Origin of the sequence: Kitasatospora sp. NPDC057542, from assembly GCF_042801945.1 — a bacterium.
In the GTDB taxonomy this organism is placed as follows: domain Bacteria; phylum Actinomycetota; class Actinomycetes; order Streptomycetales; family Streptomycetaceae; genus Kitasatospora.
This window is the reverse complement of record NZ_JBHVFE010000109.1, coordinates 1-22,249: the sequence shown is the minus strand read 5'-3', so window position 1 is coordinate 22,249 and position 22,249 is coordinate 1. Positions and strand designations below refer to the sequence as shown.

At 69.8% G+C, this 22,249-nt stretch carries 22 protein-coding genes and 4 pseudogenes; 11 read left to right on the top strand and 15 right to left on the bottom strand.

Annotated elements, in window-relative coordinates:
* Positions 1-709: 709 nt before the first annotated feature.
* Positions 710-925: pseudogene (locus ACFU7Y_RS16540) on the bottom strand (helix-turn-helix domain-containing protein); the annotation flags it as partial.
* On the opposite strand from ACFU7Y_RS16540, the pseudogene ACFU7Y_RS16535 reads away from it, so the two are divergent.
* A pseudogene (locus tag ACFU7Y_RS16535) lies at positions 897-1,274 on the top strand (saccharopine dehydrogenase NADP-binding domain-containing protein); the annotation flags it as partial. The pseudogenes ACFU7Y_RS16540 and ACFU7Y_RS16535 sit on opposite strands and share 29 nt — an antisense overlap.
* A gap of 59 nt (positions 1,275-1,333) precedes the next feature.
* On the opposite strand, the pseudogene ACFU7Y_RS16530 reads toward ACFU7Y_RS16535, so the two are convergent.
* A pseudogene (locus tag ACFU7Y_RS16530) lies at positions 1,334-1,863 on the bottom strand (NAD(P)H-binding protein); the annotation flags it as partial.
* A 441-nt stretch (positions 1,864-2,304) separates the two neighbouring features.
* Between ACFU7Y_RS16530 and ACFU7Y_RS16525 the strand changes: the two are divergent.
* Entirely contained in the window at positions 2,305-2,529 is a 225-nt protein-coding gene (locus ACFU7Y_RS16525) for a hypothetical protein (RefSeq protein WP_224283765.1), read from the top strand.
* A 16-nt stretch (positions 2,530-2,545) separates the two neighbouring features.
* Here the strand turns inward: ACFU7Y_RS16525 and ACFU7Y_RS16520 are convergent, their stop codons facing one another.
* The 3 genes from ACFU7Y_RS16520 to ACFU7Y_RS16510 all read right to left on the bottom strand — a co-directional run bounded on the left by ACFU7Y_RS16520 (position 2,546) and on the right by ACFU7Y_RS16510 (position 6,239).
* Complete coding sequence (locus ACFU7Y_RS16520) at positions 2,546-3,316, bottom strand: LuxR C-terminal-related transcriptional regulator (RefSeq protein WP_380768421.1); 771 nt, start codon at positions 3,314-3,316, stop codon at positions 2,546-2,548.
* Between the two features lie 31 nt (positions 3,317-3,347).
* The gene (locus tag ACFU7Y_RS16515; protein WP_224282553.1) at positions 3,348-5,051 is read right to left on the bottom strand and encodes an amidohydrolase; all 1,704 of its coding nucleotides are present in this window, start codon (positions 5,049-5,051) and stop codon (positions 3,348-3,350) included.
* 258 nt (positions 5,052-5,309) lie between these two features.
* Positions 5,310-6,239 carry an SMP-30/gluconolactonase/LRE family protein gene (locus tag ACFU7Y_RS16510; protein ID WP_380768419.1) on the bottom strand — a complete coding sequence of 310 codons (930 nt, stop codon included), beginning with the start codon at positions 6,237-6,239 and terminating at the stop codon, positions 5,310-5,312.
* 76 nt (positions 6,240-6,315) lie between these two features.
* Between ACFU7Y_RS16510 and ACFU7Y_RS16505 the strand changes: the two genes are divergently transcribed.
* The 5 genes from ACFU7Y_RS16505 to ACFU7Y_RS16485 all read left to right on the top strand — a co-directional run bounded on the left by ACFU7Y_RS16505 (position 6,316) and on the right by ACFU7Y_RS16485 (position 9,349).
* Positions 6,316-6,771 (top strand): Lrp/AsnC family transcriptional regulator, encoded by a 456-nt coding sequence (locus ACFU7Y_RS16505; RefSeq protein WP_380768417.1) that lies wholly within the window; start codon positions 6,316-6,318, stop codon positions 6,769-6,771.
* Between the two features lie 198 nt (positions 6,772-6,969).
* Entirely contained in the window at positions 6,970-7,341 is a 372-nt protein-coding gene (locus ACFU7Y_RS16500) for a hypothetical protein (RefSeq protein WP_224282555.1), read from the top strand.
* An 86-nt stretch (positions 7,342-7,427) separates the two neighbouring features.
* Positions 7,428-8,303, top strand: a complete 876-nt coding sequence (locus ACFU7Y_RS16495; protein ID WP_380768415.1) for a serpin family protein — start codon at positions 7,428-7,430, stop codon at positions 8,301-8,303.
* Positions 8,257-8,628, top strand: coding sequence for a hypothetical protein (locus ACFU7Y_RS16490; protein ID WP_380768413.1), 372 nt, complete (start codon positions 8,257-8,259; stop codon positions 8,626-8,628). The genes ACFU7Y_RS16495 and ACFU7Y_RS16490 overlap by 47 nt, the downstream gene beginning before the upstream one ends.
* A gap of 328 nt (positions 8,629-8,956) precedes the next feature.
* Positions 8,957-9,349, top strand: a complete 393-nt coding sequence (locus ACFU7Y_RS16485; protein WP_224282557.1) for a hypothetical protein — start codon at positions 8,957-8,959, stop codon at positions 9,347-9,349.
* Between the two features lie 59 nt (positions 9,350-9,408).
* On the opposite strand, the gene ACFU7Y_RS16480 is transcribed toward ACFU7Y_RS16485, so the two are convergent.
* The 4 genes from ACFU7Y_RS16480 to ACFU7Y_RS16465 all read right to left on the bottom strand — a co-directional run bounded on the left by ACFU7Y_RS16480 (position 9,409) and on the right by ACFU7Y_RS16465 (position 12,873).
* Positions 9,409-10,236, bottom strand: coding sequence for an LURP-one-related/scramblase family protein (locus tag ACFU7Y_RS16480; protein WP_380768423.1), 828 nt, complete (start codon positions 10,234-10,236; stop codon positions 9,409-9,411).
* 164 nt (positions 10,237-10,400) lie between these two features.
* Positions 10,401-10,922, bottom strand: coding sequence for a hypothetical protein (locus ACFU7Y_RS16475; protein ID WP_224282558.1), 522 nt, complete (start codon positions 10,920-10,922; stop codon positions 10,401-10,403).
* Positions 10,923-11,372: 450 nt separating this feature from the next.
* Positions 11,373-11,555 (bottom strand): hypothetical protein, encoded by a 183-nt coding sequence (locus tag ACFU7Y_RS16470; RefSeq protein ID WP_380768411.1) that lies wholly within the window; start codon positions 11,553-11,555, stop codon positions 11,373-11,375.
* 652 nt (positions 11,556-12,207) lie between these two features.
* A complete protein-coding gene (locus ACFU7Y_RS16465) occupies positions 12,208-12,873 on the bottom strand; it encodes a hypothetical protein (RefSeq protein ID WP_380768410.1) in 666 nt (221 codons plus the stop codon).
* A gap of 823 nt (positions 12,874-13,696) precedes the next feature.
* Here ACFU7Y_RS16465 and ACFU7Y_RS16460 point away from each other — a divergent pair.
* Both ACFU7Y_RS16460 and ACFU7Y_RS16455 read left to right on the top strand, forming a co-directional pair.
* Positions 13,697-14,176: a hypothetical protein gene (locus ACFU7Y_RS16460; protein WP_224280039.1), complete on the top strand. Its 480-nt coding sequence runs from the start codon at positions 13,697-13,699 to the stop codon at positions 14,174-14,176.
* 647 nt (positions 14,177-14,823) lie between these two features.
* Positions 14,824-15,615 carry an alpha/beta fold hydrolase gene (locus tag ACFU7Y_RS16455; protein ID WP_380768408.1) on the top strand — a complete coding sequence of 264 codons (792 nt, stop codon included), beginning with the start codon at positions 14,824-14,826 and terminating at the stop codon, positions 15,613-15,615.
* A 194-nt stretch (positions 15,616-15,809) separates the two neighbouring features.
* Here the strand turns inward: ACFU7Y_RS16455 and ACFU7Y_RS16450 are convergent, their stop codons facing one another.
* The gene (locus tag ACFU7Y_RS16450; RefSeq protein WP_224280035.1) at positions 15,810-16,619 is read right to left on the bottom strand and encodes a C1 family peptidase; all 810 of its coding nucleotides are present in this window, start codon (positions 16,617-16,619) and stop codon (positions 15,810-15,812) included.
* Positions 16,620-17,179: 560 nt separating this feature from the next.
* Here ACFU7Y_RS16450 and ACFU7Y_RS16445 point away from each other — a divergent pair.
* The gene (locus tag ACFU7Y_RS16445) at positions 17,180-17,584 is read left to right on the top strand and encodes a hypothetical protein (RefSeq protein WP_380768406.1); all 405 of its coding nucleotides are present in this window, start codon (positions 17,180-17,182) and stop codon (positions 17,582-17,584) included.
* Between the two features lie 189 nt (positions 17,585-17,773).
* Here the strand turns inward: ACFU7Y_RS16445 and ACFU7Y_RS16440 are convergent, their stop codons facing one another.
* Entirely contained in the window at positions 17,774-19,237 is a 1,464-nt protein-coding gene (locus tag ACFU7Y_RS16440) for an alkaline phosphatase family protein (protein ID WP_380768405.1), read from the bottom strand.
* Between the two features lie 106 nt (positions 19,238-19,343).
* Between ACFU7Y_RS16440 and ACFU7Y_RS16435 the strand changes: the two genes are divergently transcribed.
* Positions 19,344-19,814 (top strand): GNAT family N-acetyltransferase, encoded by a 471-nt coding sequence (locus ACFU7Y_RS16435; RefSeq protein ID WP_380768403.1) that lies wholly within the window; start codon positions 19,344-19,346, stop codon positions 19,812-19,814.
* Between the two features lie 3 nt (positions 19,815-19,817).
* Here the strand turns inward: ACFU7Y_RS16435 and ACFU7Y_RS16430 are convergent.
* The 4 genes and pseudogenes from ACFU7Y_RS16430 to ACFU7Y_RS16415 form a co-directional block, all read right to left on the bottom strand.
* Positions 19,818-20,009, bottom strand: a pseudogene (locus ACFU7Y_RS16430) (IS630 family transposase); the annotation flags it as partial.
* Positions 20,010-20,106: 97 nt separating this feature from the next.
* A complete protein-coding gene (locus ACFU7Y_RS16425; protein WP_380768401.1) occupies positions 20,107-20,772 on the bottom strand; it encodes a hypothetical protein in 666 nt (221 codons plus the stop codon).
* Positions 20,773-20,822: 50 nt separating this feature from the next.
* Positions 20,823-21,530, bottom strand: coding sequence for a DUF6461 domain-containing protein (locus tag ACFU7Y_RS16420; protein WP_380768399.1), 708 nt, complete (start codon positions 21,528-21,530; stop codon positions 20,823-20,825).
* 186 nt (positions 21,531-21,716) lie between these two features.
* Positions 21,717-22,007: a hypothetical protein gene (locus ACFU7Y_RS16415; protein WP_380768397.1), complete on the bottom strand. Its 291-nt coding sequence runs from the start codon at positions 22,005-22,007 to the stop codon at positions 21,717-21,719.
* Between the last annotated feature and the right edge of the window lie 242 nt (positions 22,008-22,249).

Sequence of the window (22,249 nt, the reverse complement as noted above, 5' to 3'; positions counted from 1 at the left end):
ACAGAGACCTTAGACAAGCCTCATCATCCCAGTTCAGAAGGCACTTTCGCGTTCCCGCTCATGATCCGGACACGGCCCCAAGTGAAACGCGCAGGTTAGTGGACTGGACCAATTGTGGCCAACTCTCCTGGGCGTCCACGGCCAGCCAGACGGTCAGCTTGCCCCCCGAGGCGGAACCTCCTCCCGAGCCGCTGCCGCACCCGGCTACGGCCAGGGACAGGAGTAACGCCAACACGACGGGGCGACTGGACACGCGCATGGCCATGGTGGTCTCCAAGTTCGCTGTGGAGGTGGACCTTTGACTACCCATCGGATGAGCCGTGCTGCAGAGGTCTAGACATTAGGCCGGAAGACGACGTTCGGTGTCCCACGGACGGTGCAACGCCTTGACTCCTCCCGGGCCGCACAAACAGGTCGGGCCCGCGCGACACCCACCCGACCCCGGTCGAACGGCCTGTACGTGACCGAGCAGACGACTGCCGCGCCGCGCCCGATGCGACACCCGACACCGTCTGTCTCACGCACCGGACTGCACCGGTTGCGCAGACCGACCGGCCATCGCGCATCGAGATCGGCGGCTGGAGACCGGCACGTGCTACAGGCCGTCGGGCTCGGACCAGTTGTGGGTTTGTGAATCCCGTGGAGGCAGGCAAGCGCCCGACAGTCGATGGCAGGTTGTCGATCACTCGGTCGAGTGAGGACCGCAGCCTCACTCCCGGAAAGAGCGGCGGTAGGCGTCCGGCGGCACGCCGATCGTGCGGTGGAAGTGGCGGCGCAGTGTCGTCGCCGTGCCCATGCCCGCGGCCGAGGCGATGGTGTCGACGCTGTCGTCCGTGGTCTCCAGCAGCTCGTGCGCGCGGCGGATCCGCTGTGTCAGCAGCCACTGCAGCGGGGTGGTGCCGGTTACCGAGCGGAAGTGGCGGCCCGGAGCCTACGGGCACACCGGGCGGTTCGTGGTCGCGGAGTTGCGCGAGCGCGGGTGCGTCCCCCTGCTCCTCGGTCGCGACCAGGACAAACTGCTGGCGCTGGCGCAGGCCCAACCGGGCCTTGAGGCGCGGCAGGCGTCGGTCGACGATCCGGCCTCGCTCGACCGCGCGCTGAACGGCGCGGCCGCCGTGATCAACTGCGCCGGGCCCTTCGCCACGACCGCCGCCCCGCTGGTCGAGGCGGCGCTGCGCGCCGGCATTCCGTATGTCGACGTGGCGGCCGAGATCGAGGCGAACCGTGACACGTTCGCGCACTTCGCGGAGCCCGCCCGCACAGCAGGCACCGTGGACCGCGCTGCTGCCGCAGGACCGCCCCCGGGTCCTCCTGGTGGACGAGATCGACAAGTCCGGGTGGAGACCCAGTGCGGCGTGACCATCGCGGGCAGGCGTTCGGTGAGGTAGCGAAGCATTTCGATCGAGGCGCTGCCGGAGCCGATGATCACGGCCTCACGCAGTTCGGCCGTGGGCACACCGCTGCCGCGCAGGATTCGGCCGACCTCGGCGCGGGACCGCAGATGGGGCGAGAGGTCCGCTTCAGGCACCCCGGCGGGGACGAGACCGCCAAGGTAGACGATCCGGGTGCGCCGGCGGCCGCGGCGGCGGCTCCGAAGGCATGGGCTGCCGCACGGTCGGTGGCCTCGAAGGCCGGTCCGGTGCCGAGGGAGTGCACCAGGTAGTAGGCCACATCGACGCCGTCGAAAGCCTCTGCGAGGGTCTCGGGTCGGCTCACGTCGCCGACGGCGATGTCCACGTCCGCCCGCCACGGTTGGTCCCGCAGCCGGCCGGGATTGCGCACCAGGCAGCGGACACGGTGTCCCCGGGCGAGCAACTCGGGCACCAGGCGGCCGCCGATGTAGCCGCTCGCGCCGGTCACCAGGCAACGCCTCGCCCCGGCTCACCGTGTGTCCATCTCGACTCCTCGTCCGAAAGCCGGGCCCGCCGACTCCTGCGGTCGACCGGAGCAGCGGGATCAGGATCGCGTCCCACTTCGGAGCCCGCGACCGGGCGGATCGGCCGGCGCGATGACCGGTCCGAGCCCCTGCTCGTTCCGCACCGATCCGGGTGACCGGCCGACGGATCGGCACCCGGGCACGGCTGATCAGCTTCGTCGCCGCCGTCTTCCCCGCGTCCCGGTGGACCGCCCGGTGACCGACGCCGACGGCAGCCCCGCAGAGCGCGGGGAACACATGACGTGGGTGTCCGCCCCGTCGCACGACCGGGAGCACCGGGTCGGTCCTCCGGCTGCCGGGGCACCGGCGCCTCGCCGGGCAGCCCGGCCGCAGCGACTGAAGCGACCGGGGCCGCAGGTCGGCCCGCGGTGGTGCTGGGCCAGCACGCCCGCTTCGGCCACGAGCTGCTCCCGCTGCACGTGGCCGGCGAGGTCCTGGACCGCGCCGGCCACCTGGGCGCCCTGGAACTGTTCTTCGCCGGGATCGCGCCGGTCCTGCGCCGCGAACTCCCGGGTCCCTCGCTGGACAACGCCGGCCGTGGACGGCTGTCGGCGGGCTCTGACGGGCGTTGGCCGGCTGGTGACAAGCTCTGACGGCTGCCGCTCCGCGTCAGCGGGAGCAGCCGATTCCCCAGGCGGCGGCCCGGGCCGCGGCGGCCGCGCGGTTGGGGAGGTCGAGTTTGGCGAGGATGTGCTCGATGTGGGTCCCCACCGTGCGCGGCGTGACATACAGCCGCTCGGCGATCTCCCGGTTGGTGCGGCCGGCCGTCAGCTCGGCCAGGACCTGGAGTTCCCGTGGCGAGAGTCCGCCCGGCCGGGTCGCGGCGCCCGGGCCGGCCGCGGCGGCCTCCTCGGATCGCGGGCCCGCGTGGGAGGCGACGGCCGCGGCGAGCGCCTCGCTGAGCAGGGTGACCACTGCACGTGCGGGATCGGGCGCGCACCGCGGCCGGCGGGTGCTCACGTTCAGCATCCCGACGTACCGGCCGTCGACGGCGAAGAGGCACTGGGCCACGCCGTCCTCGATGCCGAGCGGGCGCAGCACCTCCCGGAAGCCCGGGGAGGCCTCCAGGAGCCGCCCGGGAACGTCCCCGAGCCACAGGCCGCCCCTGGCCGGGCTGCGGAGCACGGGGAACACCGGATCGCGGTGCAGGCGGGTCTCGATGTACGCGGTGGCGTCGTCCGGGTAGCTCCCGGCCAGGGTGGTGTGGCACCTGCGCAGCGGATCCCACCGGGCCAGGGAGGCGTGCTCGTACTCCATCACCTCCGACAGTGCCGCCAGGACCGCGTCGAGGCCGGTCGTACCGGCCGAGGCGCTCCTGGCGGCCTCGCGGACGCCGACGGCCGCGTCCAGGATCTCCGTCACGCTCCGCTCCGCTGCCATCGTCCAAGGATGATCATGTGCCCGGAGTGCGTCAAACGGGCAGGGCCTCGTACACGATCCGCCCGTCCATGACGGTGAGGACGACGGGCATCGTCGGGATGTCCCGGGGGTCGGCGGCGAGCAGGTCCCCGTCGAGCACGCACAGGTCCGCGGCCTTGCCCGGCACCAGGGAGCCCTTCCAGTCGTCGGCGAAGTCCTGCCAGGCCGCGTCGATCGTGTAGGTGCGCAGCGCATCGGCCAGGCCGATGCGCTGCTCCGGGCCGCTGACCCGGCCGGCGGCCTTGGACTCGCGCAGCATCATGGTGGCGAGGCCCTGGCGCCAGTCGGGGTGCGTGACGGGCGCGTCGGATCCGCTCGCGACCCGCACGCCGGCGTCGATGGCGTCGCGGTACGGCCATGCGTACGCGGCCCGTTCGGCGCCGACGAGTTCCTCCTCCATGTCGGCGACGGTCCACTTGATGGTGGGGTTCATGTTGACGCCGAAGCCGTGCGCGGCCAGCACCTCCATGCTGTGTGCGGTGAGGAAGTCGCCGTGGATGACGTAGTGGCGGGCGTCGGGCCGCGGGTGCTCGGCCATGGCCGCGGCGAAGGCGTCCGCAACGGTGTCGATGGCCCGGTCGCCGGTGACGTGGACGCCCAGCTGGTGCCCGGCGGTGTGGGCGAGCCGGATCATGGCGTCGATCCCGGCGGTGCGCTCGGTGTCGGTGTCGCCGCCGACGCACAGGGAGCCGCAGCCGCCGCCGACGTACGGCTCGTGCATCCAGGCCGTCTTGTTGGGGACGATGCCGTCGGCGAAGACCTTGACCCCGTGGACCGCGAGGCGCCGCGGATCCGTGTCGCCGGGTCGGCCGAGGTCCGCGAGGCCGCGGGCGAACTCCGCGGGGGTGCTCGCCATGCCGGTGGGCAACAGCAGGACGCCGACGCGGGCGGTCAGTTCGCCGTCGGCCAGCAGCCTGCGGTAGACATCGAGGGTCTCCTCGCCGAGCGCTCCCCGCATGATGCCCTCGCCGCCGGGGCCGAGCCCGGGCTCCGTGTAGCTGGTCACGCCGAGCCGGGCGAGGGTGGCGAGGGTGGCCCTGATCGCGTCGGTCCGCTCCTGCCGGCTGAGCGGCGGCAGCGCGTTCTGGACGAGGGCCTGGGCCCCCTCGTGGAGCAGCCCGGTGGGCTCCCCGGTCTCGTCCACGACGATGGCTCCGCCGGGCGGGGCGACGGTACTCCGGTCGATCCCGATGAGCTCCAGGGCCTTGGAGTTGACCCAGGTGGCGTGTCCGGAGAAGGAGTACAGCACGACGGGGTGGTCCGGGCTCACGGCGTCGAGGTCGCGCCGCGAGGGCCTGCGCGACGGGTCCAGGAGGCAGTCGTCGAGGTATCCGGTGTCCCAGCCGTGCCCCGTGATCCACTGCCCGGCCGGGGCCTGCCCGACCGCCTGCCGTACCGCTTCGGCCACGTCCCCGAGCGAGGACACCGCGGGGTGGCCGAGGTCGAGGGAGAGCGGCGGCGTAGCCATGCCGAAGGCGCATCCGTGCAGGTGGGAATCGTTGATGCCGGGAAGCAGGGTCGCCCCCTGCAGGTCGACGACCCGGGTGCGGGGCCCGATGAGCGGTGCGACGTCGTCCCTGCGGCCGACGGCGCTGATGACCCCGCCGGTCACCGCCAGGGCCGAGGCGACGGAGAAGTCCGCATCGACCGTGACCACCTGTCCGTTGAGAAACACCAGATCCGCGTGCGTGTCCACAGAACGACCTTTCGGGAACCGGGCGCACCGCGGCCATCCGCGGACGCTCCTGCGAGGACTATGGCCGCGCCCCCGCCGCCCGCACATCGGTCATCCCACCGATACGTGCCTGCCGCGTGCCGGGCCGCAACCGCGGCCTCCAGTGGCTGTGCCGGTGGGCTCGCATGACGGGACGGAGGCCGTGGGCGGGACGGGCCCGCGGCGTCGGGGCCGAACGGTTCACTGCCCAGCAGCGACAGCGCGCTCGTGCCCGCCCCGTCAGGGGCGCCCCGGGGCGACCCGATGGGTGCCCGTCACCGCCATGACCAGGGAGTACACCGAGGTCGTCGCGGTGATGAAGAGGCGGTTGTTCTTCGGCCCGCCGAAGGTGAGGTTGGAGACGGGCTCGGGGACTAGGAGCCGGCCGATCAGCGTGCCGTCCGGGTCGTAGCAGTGCACGCCATCGCCGAAGGCGGCCGCCCACAGGCGCCCTCCGTCGTCGAAGCGGATGTTGTCGAAGCTGCTGTCGGGCGCCTCCGCGAAGACCTTGCCGTCCGAGAGGGTGCCGTCGTCGCGCACGTCGAAGACGCGGATGTGCCGCGCCCGGCTGTCGGACACGAACAACTGCCGCTCGTCGAGCGAGAACACGAGCCCGTTGGGGCCGGTGAAGCCGTCCGCGACGAGCCGTACCTCGCCGCTGCCCGGGTCGATGCGGTAGACGTTGCATGCGCCGATCTCGCTCACGGCGCGGTGGCCCTCGTAGTCGCTGGTGATGCCGAAGTCGGGGTCGGAGAACCAGATCGAGCCGTCGGAGCGCACCACCGCGTCGTTGGGGGAGTTGAGCCGCTTGCCCTGGTACCGGTCGGCGAGCACGGTGATCGAGCCGTCGTGCTCGGTGCGGGTCACCCGCCGGTTGCCCTGCTCGCAGCTGATGAGGCGGCCCTCGCGGTCCAGCGTGTTGCCGTTGCTGTGACCGGCGGGGGAGCGGAAGACGCCGACCGTGCCGGTGGCCTCGTCCCAGCGCAGCATTCGGTCGTTGGGGATGTCGCTCCAGATCAGCTGACGCCAGGCGGGCAGGTAGACCGGGCCCTCTGCCCACCGGCAGTCCCCGTGCAGCTTCTCCAGCCGGACGTCACCGTTGGCGCACTTCCCGGCGCGAAAGCGATCGTCCAGGATCTCGTACAGGCCGAAGAGGATATCGCCAGACATCGTCCACCCCTTGATACTTGTTGCCGAATTTCATTCGATGAAGTATGAGTATGGCAGAAGTGGATATGGTTGCACCATGACATCGGAGAATCTCGACGACATCGACCGCACGCTGGTCGCGCTGTTGCAGCAGGACGCCGGGCAGGCGTACGCGGCCCTGGGCAAGGCGATCGGACTGTCCGCGGGGGCAACCCACGAGCGGGTCCGCAAGCTGCGCGAGCGCGGGGTCGTCCGGCGGACGACTGTCGAGGTCGATCCGAAGGCGCTCGGGCTCGGCGTGCTCGCCTTCGTGATGGTCGAGTCCTCGGCGTGGATGGGGGATTCGGCCGAGGCCTTCGCCGCCATCCCGGAGATCGAGGAGGCCCACATCATCGCGGGCAGCGCCTCCGTCCTGGCGAAGGTGCGCACCTCCACGACCGAGCAACTTCAGGACGTGCTACGGCGGTTGTACGCGATCGACGGGGTGAGCGGCACCCAGGCGACGGTCTCGCTGGAGACCTTCTTCGATCGCCCGCCGTCACCCGCCCGGTAGACCTGACGCGGTGGAAGGGGACCGGCCCGTGAGCGCTGCGCGGGATGCCACGGCGGGGCGGCGGAGTTCGCGGGCGGGTGTCTGGTGAACCTGTCGGCCGGGCGGCCGCGTCTGACTCTCCCGTGGGTCACGCCGCGCCTCACCCGGGCGTTGTGGCCCGGCCGGGCGGCGAAGGCGCGGCCCGGTACCGGGGATGCGGTGCTGCGGTTCCTGGCCGGCTACTCGGACCCGCCGGGCACGGCGCGCCCGGGCACGGCCAAGGAGGGTCTGTGCGTGCTGGCCGGGATCGATGCGGAGGACGTCGGGTTGCGGGCGGCCGGTTGGGCGTTGGAGGTCGCGGACGCCGAACTCGCCGACGCGCGGACCGGGTTGCTGGACGACGAGGGCGGCTGGACAGGCAACCGGCGCGGGCCTCCATACCCGGGCGAGGACCTCACCGCGATCGTGCGGGCCCCGCCCGCCGACGTCCACGCGGTGGAGGACTTCTTCGAGGACTGGTACCACCGAGACGAGGGCAACTCCATCGGAGTGAGCACGCAGGAGCGGTACCGCCGGTCCGGCGGCGCCTGACCCGGCTCGCAACAATCAACTCACTGGCCGCCACAGACAGGTCGCCCCTACGCTCCCAGGATCAGGTGTTCCTCGAAGGGGTGGGGATGACTCGTAGTTCCACCGTCCGGGCCGTCAACGCGTTGACCGCGCGCTGGGCCGCCGTCCTGCCGGCCGGCGGTACAGCCTTCACCACCGCCGGGGTGTGGTCACTGCTCGCTCTGCTGGCAGACGGCGCCACCGGCGCTGTCCGTAAGGAACTCGCCGACGCCATCGGCATCCCAGCGGACAACGCCGCGGACCAGGCGCGGGACCTGCTGGCCACGATCAATGCGATGCCAGGCGTACACAGCGCGCTCGGCCTGTGGACCCACGAAGCGCTGCCCATCGGGCCCACCTGGCTTGCCGCGCTCCCCGAGCGCGTCCACGGACAGCTCACCGGCGACGCGGTCTCGGATCAGGCCCGACTCGACGCCTGGGCAGCGACGTGCACCGACGGACAGATCCCGTCGATGCCGGTCACCGTCGAGAAGGACACCCAGCTGGTGCTGGCCGGCGCCCTGACGGTCCGCACCGACTGGATCCGCCCGTTCACACCCGGCGGCCTAGAGGCGGAGGCCGGACCCTGGCGGGGCAAGAACCTGGCCGGCTTGTTCCGGGTCACCGCACTGCTCAACCGCGTAGGAGTCACCCAGACCCCGGTCGGCCCCGTCACCGTGCTGGATGTCCTCGGCACCCAGGGAGTCGATGTCCACCTGTTCCTGGGGCCGGAGGAGGCCTCACCGGGGGCACGTGCTGACGGCAGCGGTACGGACCCTCGACAACCGGAGGTCAGTAGTGCAAGGCGATCAACTCCCCTATGGCACTCCAGGACCCGGGCTGGCGGTCGAACGTGTTCCCAGCCTCGACGGCGAACCGGAGCTGCTGGTGGAGACGGTGCCCTTCACCATCACCGCCCGCCACGATCTACTCGAGGTCCCTGAGCTGTTCGGCCTCCGAACGGCGACGGACCGAACCCGAGGTCACTTCCCGGGCATCAGCGCCGAGCCGTTGGCGGTCGGGGCCGCCGCGCAGACGGTGACCGCCACGTTCGGTGCCCGCGGCTTCCGTTCCGCAAGCGTGACTGCCCTGAGCGTGGCAGGTGCGGGTGCGGGGCTGCCACGGTACCGCTACCGCGTCCGCAGAATCAGCGCCCGATTCGACCGGCCGTTCGGCTTCCTCGCTGTCCACCGCACCTCACGGCTCGTCCTGAACGCCGGCTGGATCACCGAACCCGACGCCTTCGAGGAATCGTCCTGGGAATGGTGAGCCTGTGAAGCAGCGGACCGCACGGGACAGGGTCGGACGGCCGGGTGCGGTGTGGGGATGTCCGCCCGAGGCAGGTGCTCGGACGCAAGTGTGGTGGTGTCGTGACGGGGGCGAGCCTGCTGGGTGACTCGCGCGCAAGACGGCCAACACTCACCGCCCGTGCGATGGCACCACAGTCGTCGCATTCGACAGCCTCGTCTTCACCGCTGCTGACCTGTGCTGCTCTACCCGCCACACGTCATCAGCCCCAGAGAATCCGCTCCCTCGCCTCCGTCAGTGTGAGGCCGCCCAGCGGGTCCTGGAGCGGTACGCCGACGCGGTCGAGCAGGTGCTGCGCCACGAGATCGTCCCCGGCGGTGACGGCGAGTTGGCGGAGGAACTGTGCTGCACCCTGGACGCCTACGTGTTGCTCGGCAGCATCCCGAGCGGGCAGCGGCCGCAGGTGACCGCCGTCGCCGCACTCGCCGACCTGGAGGCTGGACGCTCCCTGACCGAAGGCCGGCTGACCACCGTGCCGGAGCCGCCGCTGTGGCCGGGCACCGCGCCCACCGAGCCCAAGTCCCGGGAGCCGAGCGACCCCGCCGCCCACGACCGGGTACGGACCGTCGGGGACACGGTCGCCACAGCCCGCGGCGAGGCCTCCCGGGCGGGCGAAGCCGCACGGGAGGCCACCGACCAGCTGCAGCTCCCCTGCAGGCGATCGGGGTTCTCCCCGGGGTAGCCCCACCCCTGAAAGCCGCCTGGTCGGGGGCGGGGCTCCGAACAACGTACGGTTCGCGGCTATCCGAGGCCGCGCGCGTCCTGCTTCAGCGCGGTGTCCACGGTCAGCGCGGTCGCCACGACAAGGCTGAGCAGCGGGTCGGTGAGCGGGCGGTGGATCTGGAGCACGTAGTTGTCGGCCGTGGTGAACATCGTCTTCGCCAGGCCTTCCCAGGTCTTGGTGATCCGGGCGACCTCGGTGTCCGTCTCGTCGACGATGGAGAAGTTCCAGGCCCGCCAGTTCTCCGCCTTGATGGCGCCGATCTTCTGACCGCCGACCTCCAACGCGAAGTTGATCTTCCCGATGGCGTTCTGCTGGATGATCTGGCCGACCTCCTGACCGTTCGGACGCTGCACGATCACCCGCGACTTGATGAGCTTCGCCGGACGGGTCAGCAGCAGCACCGGGGTGCCCTGCGCGTCACGGATCTCCAGCTTGTGGGTCAGGTACTGGTCGATGGAGAAGAGCAGCCGTATCACCTTGCGCAGACCACTCTGGCCGACCTGGACCACTGAGCCCAGCGTGCCGCCCTGCTGGTCGAAGACCGAGTACTCGTTGGTCAGCTCGATCAGCTTGGCCTTCTGGTTCACCACCAGGACCGGCTCGGAGAAGAGGGTGCCGCCGCCACCGAAGACCGGTCCGACGCCCGCCTGCTGCCGTACCTGGCGCTGCACCTTGGCGGAGTCGCCGACCGGAGCGGCCGGCTGCCCGGGAAGACCCGGGGTGTTCGTGTTCTGGGACATGGCGGGCAGGCTAGGCCCAAACCTCTGTGGGCAGCCAGATCGTTTTGGACGGCCCCTGGGTTCGTTCGGGGCTTCGAGTTGCGAACTCGGCCTGCGGGTTTGGATGTTGCGAACGACAGCCGATCGGAACTCGACGGAATGGGTGTGGCTGATGTCACATCTGCTGATCGCGTGTGGGCGATGGCCTGCCTCGCAGCAGGCCATCCCCGCCCCCAACGCGCTCCTCCCCGACGCCTGCGTGGCCCGCCCACGCCGGACCCCGTGGGCTGTCAGTCGCCGACCCAGAGGTGCAGGATGGTCGCCCACTCGTCGGAGACCAACAGGAGTTGCCGCGTCCACCGGGCGCCCAGGCTCGCGAAGCTTGTGACGACCTCAGCGGCGGTTCGGATCCGGCCGAGGTGCGACTCGATCAGGTCGGCGATGCCATCCGCGAGTTCGCCGGCCTGCCTGATCTGGTCGGGTGTGCGGTCGATGATCCGGTATCGGGGCATCAGCCCGCCCTCGGTCGCATCCCGGTGCACTACCTCCCGCCAGCTTCGGGCCGGCTCCAACGCGGAGAGGACCGAGATGAAGCGGTCCTGCCGGTGTCCCGCGTCGAGCACCGCTTGGACAAGCTTCCCGTTGTCGCCCTGCCCAGATGCCGCCTCGACAACCGGATACAGATCCACGGACACCACGTGGTTGACGTCGTCGAGCAGATCTCCGAGTGGCTCGGCTGCGGCCTCGACCGCCGCAGGAGCATCCACCGGGTTCAGCACCGGCCAGGCCCTTTCTCCACGGCGGTCGAGCATGTCGGACCTCGGTGGCACGATTGCTGCCGTGGGCAGCGTCTATGACGTTTCAGCGCACCCGATGATCGCGCGGCGGCCGGTGCCCCCCCGACGGGCCCAACGAGGCCGGTTTCGACACATTCCGGGTCAAGGGGATCGACCCGCACGGCCTGCCGGCCCAGGGCACGGCGCCGCTGCTCGCCGAGCCGTTCTCGCGGGTCACCGCGCATCCCCGGTTCGGCGCTCTGGTGAGCGATCCGCAGGAGGAGAGCGCACAGGCAGGAGACGGGTTGCCGCCGTCGAGAAGGTCGTTGGTGATCGCTGGGATGCTGTCGCCCCAGTCGCGTAGGCCCCTGGCAGAGAAGTCAAGCTGACAGACCGCCACGAACCGGCCCCCACAAGGGACTCCAACGGGGTTCTGCGTCGCAGCTGAACCCACGGACTCGCTGCACAGGGCCCCCGACACCCGGGTCAGCACCGCAGCTCCGCCGCGCGCTCGCTCATCACCTCCACAGCGTCGGACAGTTGAGGACGCGGTCCGGGATGGGCCTCCCGGATGAGCTTCACCGCATGAAGCCGCCGACCGCTCCTGATCAGCTCGTCCACCTCCTCCCGGACCACCGGCAGCAACGCGTCCCAGATCGAGTTCTCCATGCGCCGATCCAAGCAACTCCCCCTCCCCCTCCCCCACCACCACCGTATCAACGGTGCGCCCCGCGCGAAGACCCGCCCACCGAACCCGGAGCAATGGCGGGCCATAACCCCACCGTCGGGGCCCTCACATCGCCGACCGGGAAAGCCCGTGCCCGCTCTGCATCCGGACCGCCACCAGAACATATCGGGGTGACACGCTCAAGCCACGATTACGCCGAGGCCCTGGGGTGCGTGCCGGCTGCCGGACCGCCTTGTTCGACCCCGCCCCGGGGCGCAGCAGCCGCTGGAGCCGGCCGGCGGTGGCGACCTTGAGCACACCAAGCGCGCCGAGAACATCGGAGCGCGCCACGGTGGTCGAGCCGTTCGGTTTGTCGACGCCGCGGGGAACTGGGTGTCGGCAGCGCGCTGACGCCGGATCAGGCAGACCCGATCCGCGCGGGACAGCACCACGCGCACCCGCACCCCCTCACCTCCCGCCGCTCACCCCTGCGCCTGGCTGTCATGCCCGGCCCCGCTCGTGCACGGGGTGGTCGCCAGGGTCCGGACCGGCGAGCAACGGCAGTTACCGGCCGGTCCGACCTCTGGTCGTCGTGCTCGCCGGGCCGTGACCGGCCAGGGCGTCCGGGACGGGCGGGCGAGGACCACGCGGGGGTCAGGGGTTACAGGTGGCGGGGGTGGTCGAGGTGTTGGGCTTGGTGCACAGAGGGCCCAGGCCCGTGCGGGCGTCGGGGCGGGTGATGAAGGCGAGCGGCCCCGCATTGTGCTCACCGTTGAATGGCGTGGTGCCCGTGAAGCCGCAGGCCGCCGCGTCGCTGGGGCTGTTGAACCAGAACCCGACATGGAAGGTGTTGGTGGGCTTCAGAGTGGCGTCCGGGTCGAAGCCGAAGATCTGGTCGAGCAGGACGGTCTGGATCCGAGCCCGGCCCTCCCCGTGGTGGTCGGTGTGGAGGTCGGACTGGTACCAAGCCAGGCCGAAGCTGCCGGTGAACGACGGATCCGGGCTTCCGTCCGCCAGCTGGTTGCTGCGCTGGACCGTGAACAGGTCGAAGTCGAGGTCGGGCTTGAAGTCGTGCAGCTGGATTTCCATGGTGTCGTTCAGTTCACCGCGCCGTACCTCGGCCTCGACGCGCGGCGTGCTGCCGTTGGCGGACAGGCACGGCAGGAACTTGGTGTTGGGAAACAGCTGGAACCGGGCCGTGTCGTTCAGGTTGGCGCGCGGCGTGAGAGCGATGGCGGTGCCCGTGCCGGAGAGGGTGAGGCCGGCCAGTGCCAGCGCGAGCCCGAAGACGCGGCTCGGGCGAAGCCGATGCAGGGACATGAGTCTCCTTCAGAGAAAATAGAACCCTGAGTGATTGAACGTCACACATGGTGACTTCGATTCGACTTATACCACCCCACCACCCGACAATTCGCCCAGCACGCCGTCGGCCCCAGCCTCTGCAGCATCCAACCCCTCCCCGGGCCGTGTCGCCCATCTCCGTACGGGGCAGCCCGAGGACGCGCCCGGCCGCCTCCAACCCAGCCGCACCCTCCAGCCGCCACGTCTTGTGCCGCGCCGCACGCTGCACGCCGGCCGAGGCGGTGCCCTTCGCCGGGAGCTCGCTCCAGGTGCGGTACATGGTGAGCTTCTCCACGAGCGTGCCGACGCGCTCGTTCTCGCGGTCTCCCTCGGCCACAAGCACCGGCACCTTCGCGCCGGCATCGCGCAGCACCAGGTCGGTGAACAGCGAGCGGCGGTGCGGGATCGTGTGCTCGGCCTCGGTCGAGCACACCTCCAGGCAACCGAACCCGGCTTCGGGGTCCCTTGCACAGGACCTGGGCGGCGTGCGTGCTGCCGTACGTGGGCGTGACGGCCGTCCGCCGACAGGTGTCCCGGGCGGTGACAGGCTTGTCGGAGGGCGAGCACGCGAAGCGGCTGCGCCAGGCGCGGGAGGAATCCAGGGGACTGATCAGCTGAGACGGGCCGGAGGATCCGCGCGGGGCGCGTGGACGGCGGGCGCCGGACTGATCATCCGGGACGGAGCGGCGGGGTGACGGCCCGTCGTACGTGCTAGAACCGTCGACGGCTGTGAACGCTCACCCGCGATCACTGCCCCCTGCACCGTGCACCTTCCGGTCACTCCTCCACCGAAGGAGAAAACATGTCCGTCGCACGAACCATACGTACCGCGCGAACCGCGCTGCTCGCCGCCTTCGCCGCGCTCACCCTGCTGCTCGCCGGGGCCGCCACCACGACACCGGCCTCCGCCACCACCACGGGGCTGGACGGCACCTGGGCCTGCTCCGTCCCGTCCGGCTACGTCTACGACGGGGTCCTCTTCAGCCGGACGTGTAGCGGCGGGGGCAGCTGGAACTCGCCGCAGTACCACCTGCGCACGCCCGTCGACGGCCTGACCTCCTGCTCAACCGCCCCGGGCTTCACCTACGACTCCGCCGGCTCGTCCACCACGTGCAGCCTGACGCAGGGCGTCCCGTCCACCACCTTCCACCTCCGCACACCGGTCAGCGGCATGTGGGCGTGCAGCGTCCCGAGCGGTTTCACCTACAGCGCCACCACCTCGAACCTGGACTGCGCCACCGTCCGGGGTGTGCCGACCACCAAGTTCCTCCTGGCCCGCTGACCGGCTGATCCGGAACACGGGAACGGGTAGGCCACCCGCAGCCACCGGGTGGCCTACCCGTCAGCCGTGATGAGGTGGCGAGCTTCTCCACGAGCGTGCCGACGCCTTCGTTCTCGCCGCGGAGCGGTCCGGGGTGCCCGGGCCGCGAGTGCTGGGCGCGCCCCAGCCGGTCGGGCGTGTGAGGGTCAGGTGAGGCACCTCGGCCCGCGCGCGCTTCGCGCGGGCCTGGCGGTTGGCGTGCGCGCGCCGCAGGATGTCCAGGACGGTGGCGGCGGTGCGGTGGGTGCGGGCCCCGGTGACGCGGTCGGGCAGGAGGACGGCGGCCTGGCCCCCTGGTGCTCGGCGGCGATGTGCCCCGCCGCGGCCCATGATCCTGCCGGCAGGGGCACGGTCCAGGCGGCGCGGAGCAGCGTCGCCGAACACGCGCGGGTCGAGGGCGACGGCGGCGTCCAGCTAGCGGGTGGTCCACAGCGTGTCCGGGGCAAACGGGTGAACGGTGGGTGTTCGTGCAGCTAGAGCGTTTGCCGTCGCGTCTGTAAGTGTCCGAGTGTCTGGTGCTTCGAACTTTTCGTAGTCGTCGTCCTCTGCGCGAGTCGGGATTGCGATTACCTTGATGGGATCTGCTGTGAACCCGTCAGAGGTGGACGATGAAGCCGAGGGTCCTGGTCAACGAGGTGAAGGGCGAGGGGCCACCGGTCGTGCTGGTGCCTGGCGGGCTCACCGGATGGGTGTCCTGGACGCCGCTCGCGGAAGCCCTGTCGGCGAGACGGAGGACCGTCAGGGTGCAGCCGATCCACAATGAGCTCGGCTCGGCCGGCGAGCGCGGGGACGCCGGGTACACCGCGGCGATCGAGCGTGAATCGCTGCTCATGACGGTGGACGCCCTCGGCATCGAGACCGCCGACTTCACGGGGTGGTCCGGCGGCGGGCGGGCCCTCATCGAGTTCGCGCTGGCATATCCGGAGCGGGTGAGGACGCTGACGCTCGTGGAGCCCGCGGCGTACTGGATCCTCGACGACCTCGGCGAGTGCGCCCCCGAGGTCGCCCGATTGAACCAGTTCCTGCATGCACTGGCCGGACAGGACGTGAGCGAGGACGACCTGGCCGCGTTCCTCGAACTCGCCGGACTCGTGCCGTCGAAGGACCAGGCTCGCGATCACCCCGCCTGGCCGCGCTGGGTCCTGCACCGGATGGCTCTGTCCTGGAGCTCGGAGCAGGCCGACCGGCCCGACCGCGACGTCGCCGAACTCGCCGGCATCCGGTGCCCTGTCCTGCTGGTCCACGGCTCCGCGACCACCGGCTGGCTCAAGCGGGTCGTCGCCGTCCTCAACGAACGGCTGCCCGACACCCGGCTTCTCGAACTGCCCGGCGACCACGCCTGCCACCTCGAGAACCCGGACGCATTCCTCGCTGCGTTGGAGCAACACCTGGCTCAGTGAGCCGAGGTCGAACACCGCGCTGGGTACGTCTTGTCCGCGCCCGTGGAGGCGGTGGGCCAGTCGGTTGTGGGTCCCACAGGAGCGGCACATCTGAACAGTCGAATGCGTCATCGGCATCCACGCTCGACCCCGACGAGCGTGGATGCCGGCGTATCGGGGCCGCGGAGGCGGTGCCGGGTCTGGCGACGATCGACTCAGGTGACGATGCGGATCGTCCAGAAGTCCGAGGCGAGTCCCTGCTCGGCGAGGTAGGCATACGGCATGGTGAAGTAGCCGTCCATGCCCCAGCCGGGCCCCCAGGAGTTCCGGACGATGAAGCGCTCGGTCTGGTCGTCGTAGCCCACGGCCATCACGGCGTGTCCGCCGATCACCTCCTCGTCCGTCGTCGGCAGCTGCGCGGCGCCGGTCTTCTTGACCTCAGCGCTCTCGAAGTCGGCGTAGACAGTGAATCCGAAGACGAACGGGAAGCCTGACGCGAGACAGGCCTTGAACTGGTTGAGGTCCCGCGTGACGCGCTGGTAGGCGGTCACCCTGGACGTGAGGGCCTCCGTGTAGCAGCTCGCCGAAGGCTTCTGGCCGGCACGTGAGTTCTCCGGGAAGGGGCCTCCGTCGGAGAGTGCGGGCGTGCTGTCGTATGGCCACTCGTTCTCCGGGCACACGCCCAGGCTCGCCACGGACTTGATCCCGTCACGCAGCTGTGCGCCCGAGTCCGTTCCGACATGGCCCTCGATCACCCGTTCGTTGTAGTAGATGAACAGCCGCGACGGAACGAAGGCCTGCAGGTTCTGCCTCATGAGCTCGAACTCGAACGCCGCGGCAATGGCGTTCGCGGTACAGCTGCCGATCTCGCCCTGGTCGTAGACCGGCGGGCACTGGCCGCGCAGATCCGCTGCGGGCGGCAGGCTGATGAGCGAGAGATGCGGTGCGGAGTAGAGGAAGTCGCGGGCGTCGGGCAGGTCCGGCGCCCAGCCGTAGCGGGCCGTGCGACGCTTGGTCGGTGGCATGGCACTCCTGTCGGATCGGTCTGTCAGCGCGCGGTTGGTGACCGGGCGCGGGTGTACCGTCTGTATCCAGACCATGCCAAGATCACCCACTCTCGGACGCGCCCGTCCCTCAGGCGGGTCAGCGCCGACCGCCTGGCGGCACTCTTCCGGGAACGGGACCCTCCAGGCCGACCGGGGCCTCCTCCGGCACGGCGGGCAGACGGTCGGCAGTTCAGGTGGCGCCGACTGGCGGGCCAGGGGATCGGCTCCGCGTGAGGTGCGGGCGGCCAGCCGGAGCGGTCATCTGCGCGCTGCGGCGGAGAACGGTCGAGTCCGGCTGGACCGCGGATGGGTTCAGCGAGCTGCTGCCCTGTTCCGCCACCTGCTCAACGCGCAGACCAGCCCGTTCGCCGAGGTTGGGCGCGCCCACGAACGGCGAGGCGGGGTGATTGGGCATGACGTGCTGTAGGTATAAGGGCGTGTCTGCTCATGAGGAAGACAGGACGGTTGCGGGGGCCCCCGAGCCTGTGACGTCTGTCCCGGCTGAACTGCTGTTCCTGTCACCTGTCTTTGCAGGACTCATGGTGTTCCTCGTGTTGACTGCTGCGAGCACCACGGTGGGCGCCGGTGACAGGCCGGCCAGTCCACCGGATCTGTCCACCGTCGCAGGCTCGATCGCCGCTCTGGTCCTGGGGCTGGTCATCAACCCGCGGCCGGGGGCTCCGAGGCTTCATGTGGTGCTGTGGGTGGCCTTGGCTCTACTGGCGTTGGGAGTAGCGGTGTTCGCCGCGTGGGAGGTGTTCGACAGGACTCACCATGCGGCCGGGGCCGCCCTGACGGCGGCGCTAGCGGCATTCGGCGGCCTGTTCCTCGATGCTACGACGATCACGCACAACACTGAGGCACTGGCCCAGGCCGTCCGGCCGAGCGCCGGCGACCCGGACTTCCCTCAGGTTTCCGATATGCCCGAAACGACAGATGGGTGAGGCACGTACGAATTGCGCTTCGTGCCTCACATGGCACTGAGTTCGGCAGCCGTGGTGCCTACTCCGGTGGGTGCTGCCGGACCTGGACGAGTGAGGACATCTCCCGGGGCGGGATGGTGGCCCGAACGACCTGTTGCTTTCTTGAGGTACGCCCGGATGTCGTCTTCAATCCACGGAGGCGAACAGCCCTCAAGGGCTCGGGAGGACGTTCTCGGCGACAAGGCTGTTGTAGACCTGTTCGAGGTGGGAGGTCACGGCCCGGGCGGGGTTTCTGCCCGTGGAGACGGGGACGATGACACCGTGCAGCGGATTGTCATCGCGAGGTTCGTCCAGGGTCAGGACGCCTCCGATGCCGGGGGCCGCTTCGTCCCGGGCGGTGAGCGGAGCCACACCCCACCGCTGCTGGATCGTCTTGAGCACTGAGGTGTGATCCAGTGGCACGCTGTCACCGGGAACATTGAAGACGGTACCGCGAGCGATGAGCGGGGAAACCAGCACCGTGGGTACCCGCACCCCGAACCTGGTGAAGTCGAAGCCGGCCTCTCCGGCCTGTTGATCGGGCGATGCCGCGCCGACGGGCGGCGGCACGTGGTCGTAGCAGCCGCCGTGCTCGTCATAGGTGATCACCAACAAGGTCTTGGCCCAGTCCGGCCCGGTGCGCAGCGCGTTGTACACGTCGAGGATGAACTGTTCGCCCGATGCGACGTCATCGTTGGGGTGTTGGCTGTTCCCGTCCTGCTTCCAGGCGGGTTCCAGGAAGGCGAACGCGGGCAGGGAGCCCTCGGAGGCGGCGTTCTTGAAGTCGATGAAGTGGCCGAAGTGCTGATCACCGGCCCGCTGGGTGTCGGGGAAGTTGGCCCTGGTCAACGGCGGAAGGTTGTAGCCGTAGATCGCCCAACCAATGCCCTTTTCGCTGAGTCGGCCGAAGATGCTGTCCGTCTTGAACATGAACCTGTTAATTTTTGCCTGGTTCTCGCATGCCTTGTCGCTCACCAGGCCCAGGCTGGTCCCGGCGAGGGCGAAGCCCCGGTTGGGCAGGGTCTGGGTCGGCACCGAGCAGTACCAGTGGTCGCAGACCGCGTAGCCCCGGGCCAGTCCGGACAGCACGGGCAGGGCTTCCGGGGGGAAGCAGCCCATGATGTCACTCGCGGTGACTCCCGGGGAGTTGCCTTTCCTGGTCGGGAATATCTGCGCGAAGTCGGTGACGAATCCCTCGTTGGTCGCGTCGGGGGCGGGGGTAGGCACCTGTTGCGTACCGAACAGCTGGTTGTTGACTCTGTGGTACTCCTCTCCGGGGACGGAGCCGGGCATGAAATACGCGCCGGGTCTGGTGTGGTCGATCGGGAAGACGGTGACTTTGCCGCCGTTCCCGTCCGGATTGGACTCCGCGCCGGTCAGGCCTTCGAAGGACTGGCCGGACGGGCGGTTTCCCTGGTCGGTGTAGAGGAATCCGAGCATGTTGTCGAAGGAGCGGTTTTCCAACATGAGGACCACGAGGTGGTCTATCCGGCTCAGAAGTGTGCTGTCCGATGACATCCGGCACCTCCCGCAAATCGCGCGGACTGGAGGATCGAGGCCCCGCCGCTCACGGTGGCGGCCCCTCCTACCACCGTAGGAGCAGACCCCTGCATCCTGCGCGGCGGCGTCGGGCACATCCTCGTGCCGTGTCAGTCGACCTTTGCCCTGTTGGCGACATGCCGTGACGCCCGAGCAGGGATCACGCACCGCTCAGGCGTCGGCGGTGTGGGAGGCTGGGCCGGTGCCCATAACTCTCCGTCCCCTGGACGCCCGACACTTCTCTGCCTGGCTCGAACGCAGTCGAGCCGAGTACGCCAAGGATCTCGTTGCTTCGGGGCGAACGTCCGAGGACGCCTACCGGCATGCGGACGCGAGCATGGCTCAGTTCTTTCCGTCCGGGATACCGACCCCAGGGCACGTGGTCTTCGACGTAGTCGACGATGCCGGGGTAACCGTCGGCTACCTCTGGATCGGACCGGACACGAGCGACGACGCCGGCGCCTGGTGGATCTGGGACATCGTGATCGACGCCGACAAACGTGGTCGGGGCCTGGGACGAATGGCCATGCTCCTCGGAGAGGAATACGCCCGGGCGCAGGGCGCTCATACTCTGGGTCTCAGCGTCTTTGGGTTCAACACAGGCGCGCGTGGCCTTTACGAGTCGCTCGGCTACGAGACGACCTCGGTGAAGATGCGCAAGAAACTCGACTGAGCCTCAGGCGACGTTTGCGCTGTCGACCACCGCGCACAGGCGTTGGTCGGCGGCGTGCTTGTTCCCCCGGATGACGTAGCGACGGATCATGCTTCCCGGCTCCTTGGGGCCGGCGTGGCCGGTGCCGTCGAGAGTGAAGTAGCGCAGGGCGGTGAACTGGGCCTCGATGCGGTTGAGCCAGGAGCAGTTGGTCGGGGCGCAGGGTCTCCGAGCGCCTTGACGCCGACGCCGGCCGCGCCGTGCTGCGCCGGCCGGCCGACTGACCGGTCCGGCGACCTTCCCCGGCCGGGTCCTAGCAGTAGCCGTCCACCCTGGTGGCGGCTGGAGCAAGGTTGGGCCAGGGGCGCCCTGCTCTATCGGAGACAGCGGACCGTAGGAGGTCGAGAACAGTGCACCCTGGGTAGCCCCGAAAGCTCGTATAGGCGGCGCGGTAGTAGCAGTTCCAGTAGCTCACGACCCGCCGCTGGGTGCGATCGAAGAAGGCCGGGTTGTCCGCGATGAACTGCCCGTAGACGAGATGTCCGCCGGTGCCCGGGAAAGCGAGATCACGAAGCTCATCGCAAATGACGACCAGGATCTCCAAGACGTACTCGCCGACCAACTGCACGACGAAGGGGGCGACCCAAGGGTCCGCAGATCCGGCGATCTTCTCCAGGTGGCGCTGCCTGACTCTCCCGTCGCAGTGCCTCGAGTACAAGCAGTGCAGAAGCTGCCGTTGACGCACCGACAACGACGCCACCGCGTCAGCCGACGGCTCGTCGTTGTAGAGGCGTCCGGGGATGGCGACCCGCTGGCCGCCGACAACGACCGAGAACGGGGCAACCGGCTGGAAGCGGGAAGCAGGCATGACCGTCAGCGCTGCTCGGGCATCTCCAGCAAGCTCGGCCGGGAATGCCGCGATCAACGGGTCGTTGCTGACGGAGGACGGCTGCACGAGCTGATCATAGGCGGACGCCATGGCCCACGCGGGCTCTCCGGCTCGTATCGACAGGGCCACCACCCGGCGGCTCAGCCCAATGTCCAGCCGTCCCGGAGGCTTTCGGCTTCCTCGGTGCTCTGCGGAACGTCGAGGGTTCCGAGGTATTGGCCGAGGTCAGCGAGCGGTGCGCTGCCGCCGGGGGTGGGGGGTGTTGAGGCGAGTGACTCGCGCTGGGCGTCGGGCAGGTAGCTGGTCTGGAGTGGTCCGGTGAGTGTCTCCCATCGGACCTCGGTGCCGGCATACCGGGCGACAGCCTTCAGAGCCGACACCGTCGTGGAGGACGCCTGCGGGTTTCGCAGTTCGGCACGGACGGCGTTGTGGAGCTCATGAGGTCCGCTGCCCTTGGGGGGCTGGTGCCGGTCGGGCTCGAAGGACTCGAGTCGCCGGCCGTTCTCCAGGCGTTCGACCACGGTCATACCGGCCGCATGGAACAGGTGCACGACCTCGCTGTGCTCGCACAGCCGGGCCAGCACGCCGGGCTTCAACCCCTCCGCTTCCCGGTCCTCGAAGCAGAAGGTCCACCCGTCAAGCTGTCCCACTCTCAACAGCGCGCCACCAGCCGCCATCGGATACAGCGCGTCCGCCTCCGCACCTGGGAGCATCCGCGCCCGCTCCGGATCCGCACCGTAGGCGGCGAACATCTCCCCCACCGACAGAACCCGCACCAGGTTCAGACAGAACGTGGACAACACACCGCTTTCCGACCATTCCCACCACATCGGCACACGATCGACCACAGGTTCCTCCTCAAAGAAGGGCTGCGCCCCGGGAACGCTCCCGGGGCGCAGCCGGTCGGGGTCAGGATGTGACGCTGACGACGAACTTCTCGCCGTCCATGAGGCGGTCGGTTTGCACGAAGCTGCCGTATTTGCCGCCGGCAGCCTTGTTCCGGGGAAGGGCGACGTGGCCGCGGACGCAGGCCCTCACCCCGCCTCGCCCTGCCGCCGCTGCTCGCGCTCCTCGAACCAGCGCTCCAGGTCCTCGTTCCAGCGAGCCGCATTGCTGCCGTCCAGCTGACCGGCGAAGGCCCGGTAGGCGGCCGGCACCAGAGCCTCGCGGTCGGCGGGCTCCGCCGAGGCGATCGCCCAGAGCGCCTCGGCGGTGTCGTCGTCCAGCCCGGTGCAGGAGCGCGGTCCCCCGCCGGCGAGTACGCGCTCCAGTTCCTCATGGAAGATCTGCCGCAGCTCCTGGTCAGTCGGCCACCCGTGGCGCATCCCGGCCCCTCATCGATGTCGAACTCGAACTCCCGTCCTCCGGAAGAGACTCGGTTACCCAGGCATGTGGTTCCACATACCGGCTTCGGCTCGTCATGTAGGGTCCGCGATTCGGTTTCGAATGGGGGCGCCATGACCTGTGGCATCTATTGAGCCGAAATGGCTCGGTTTCCTACATGATCGCGTAGCAGACGTGTGGGGCCTTGAAGTAGCCGCACACGATGCGGGGCTGGCGCTGCCGT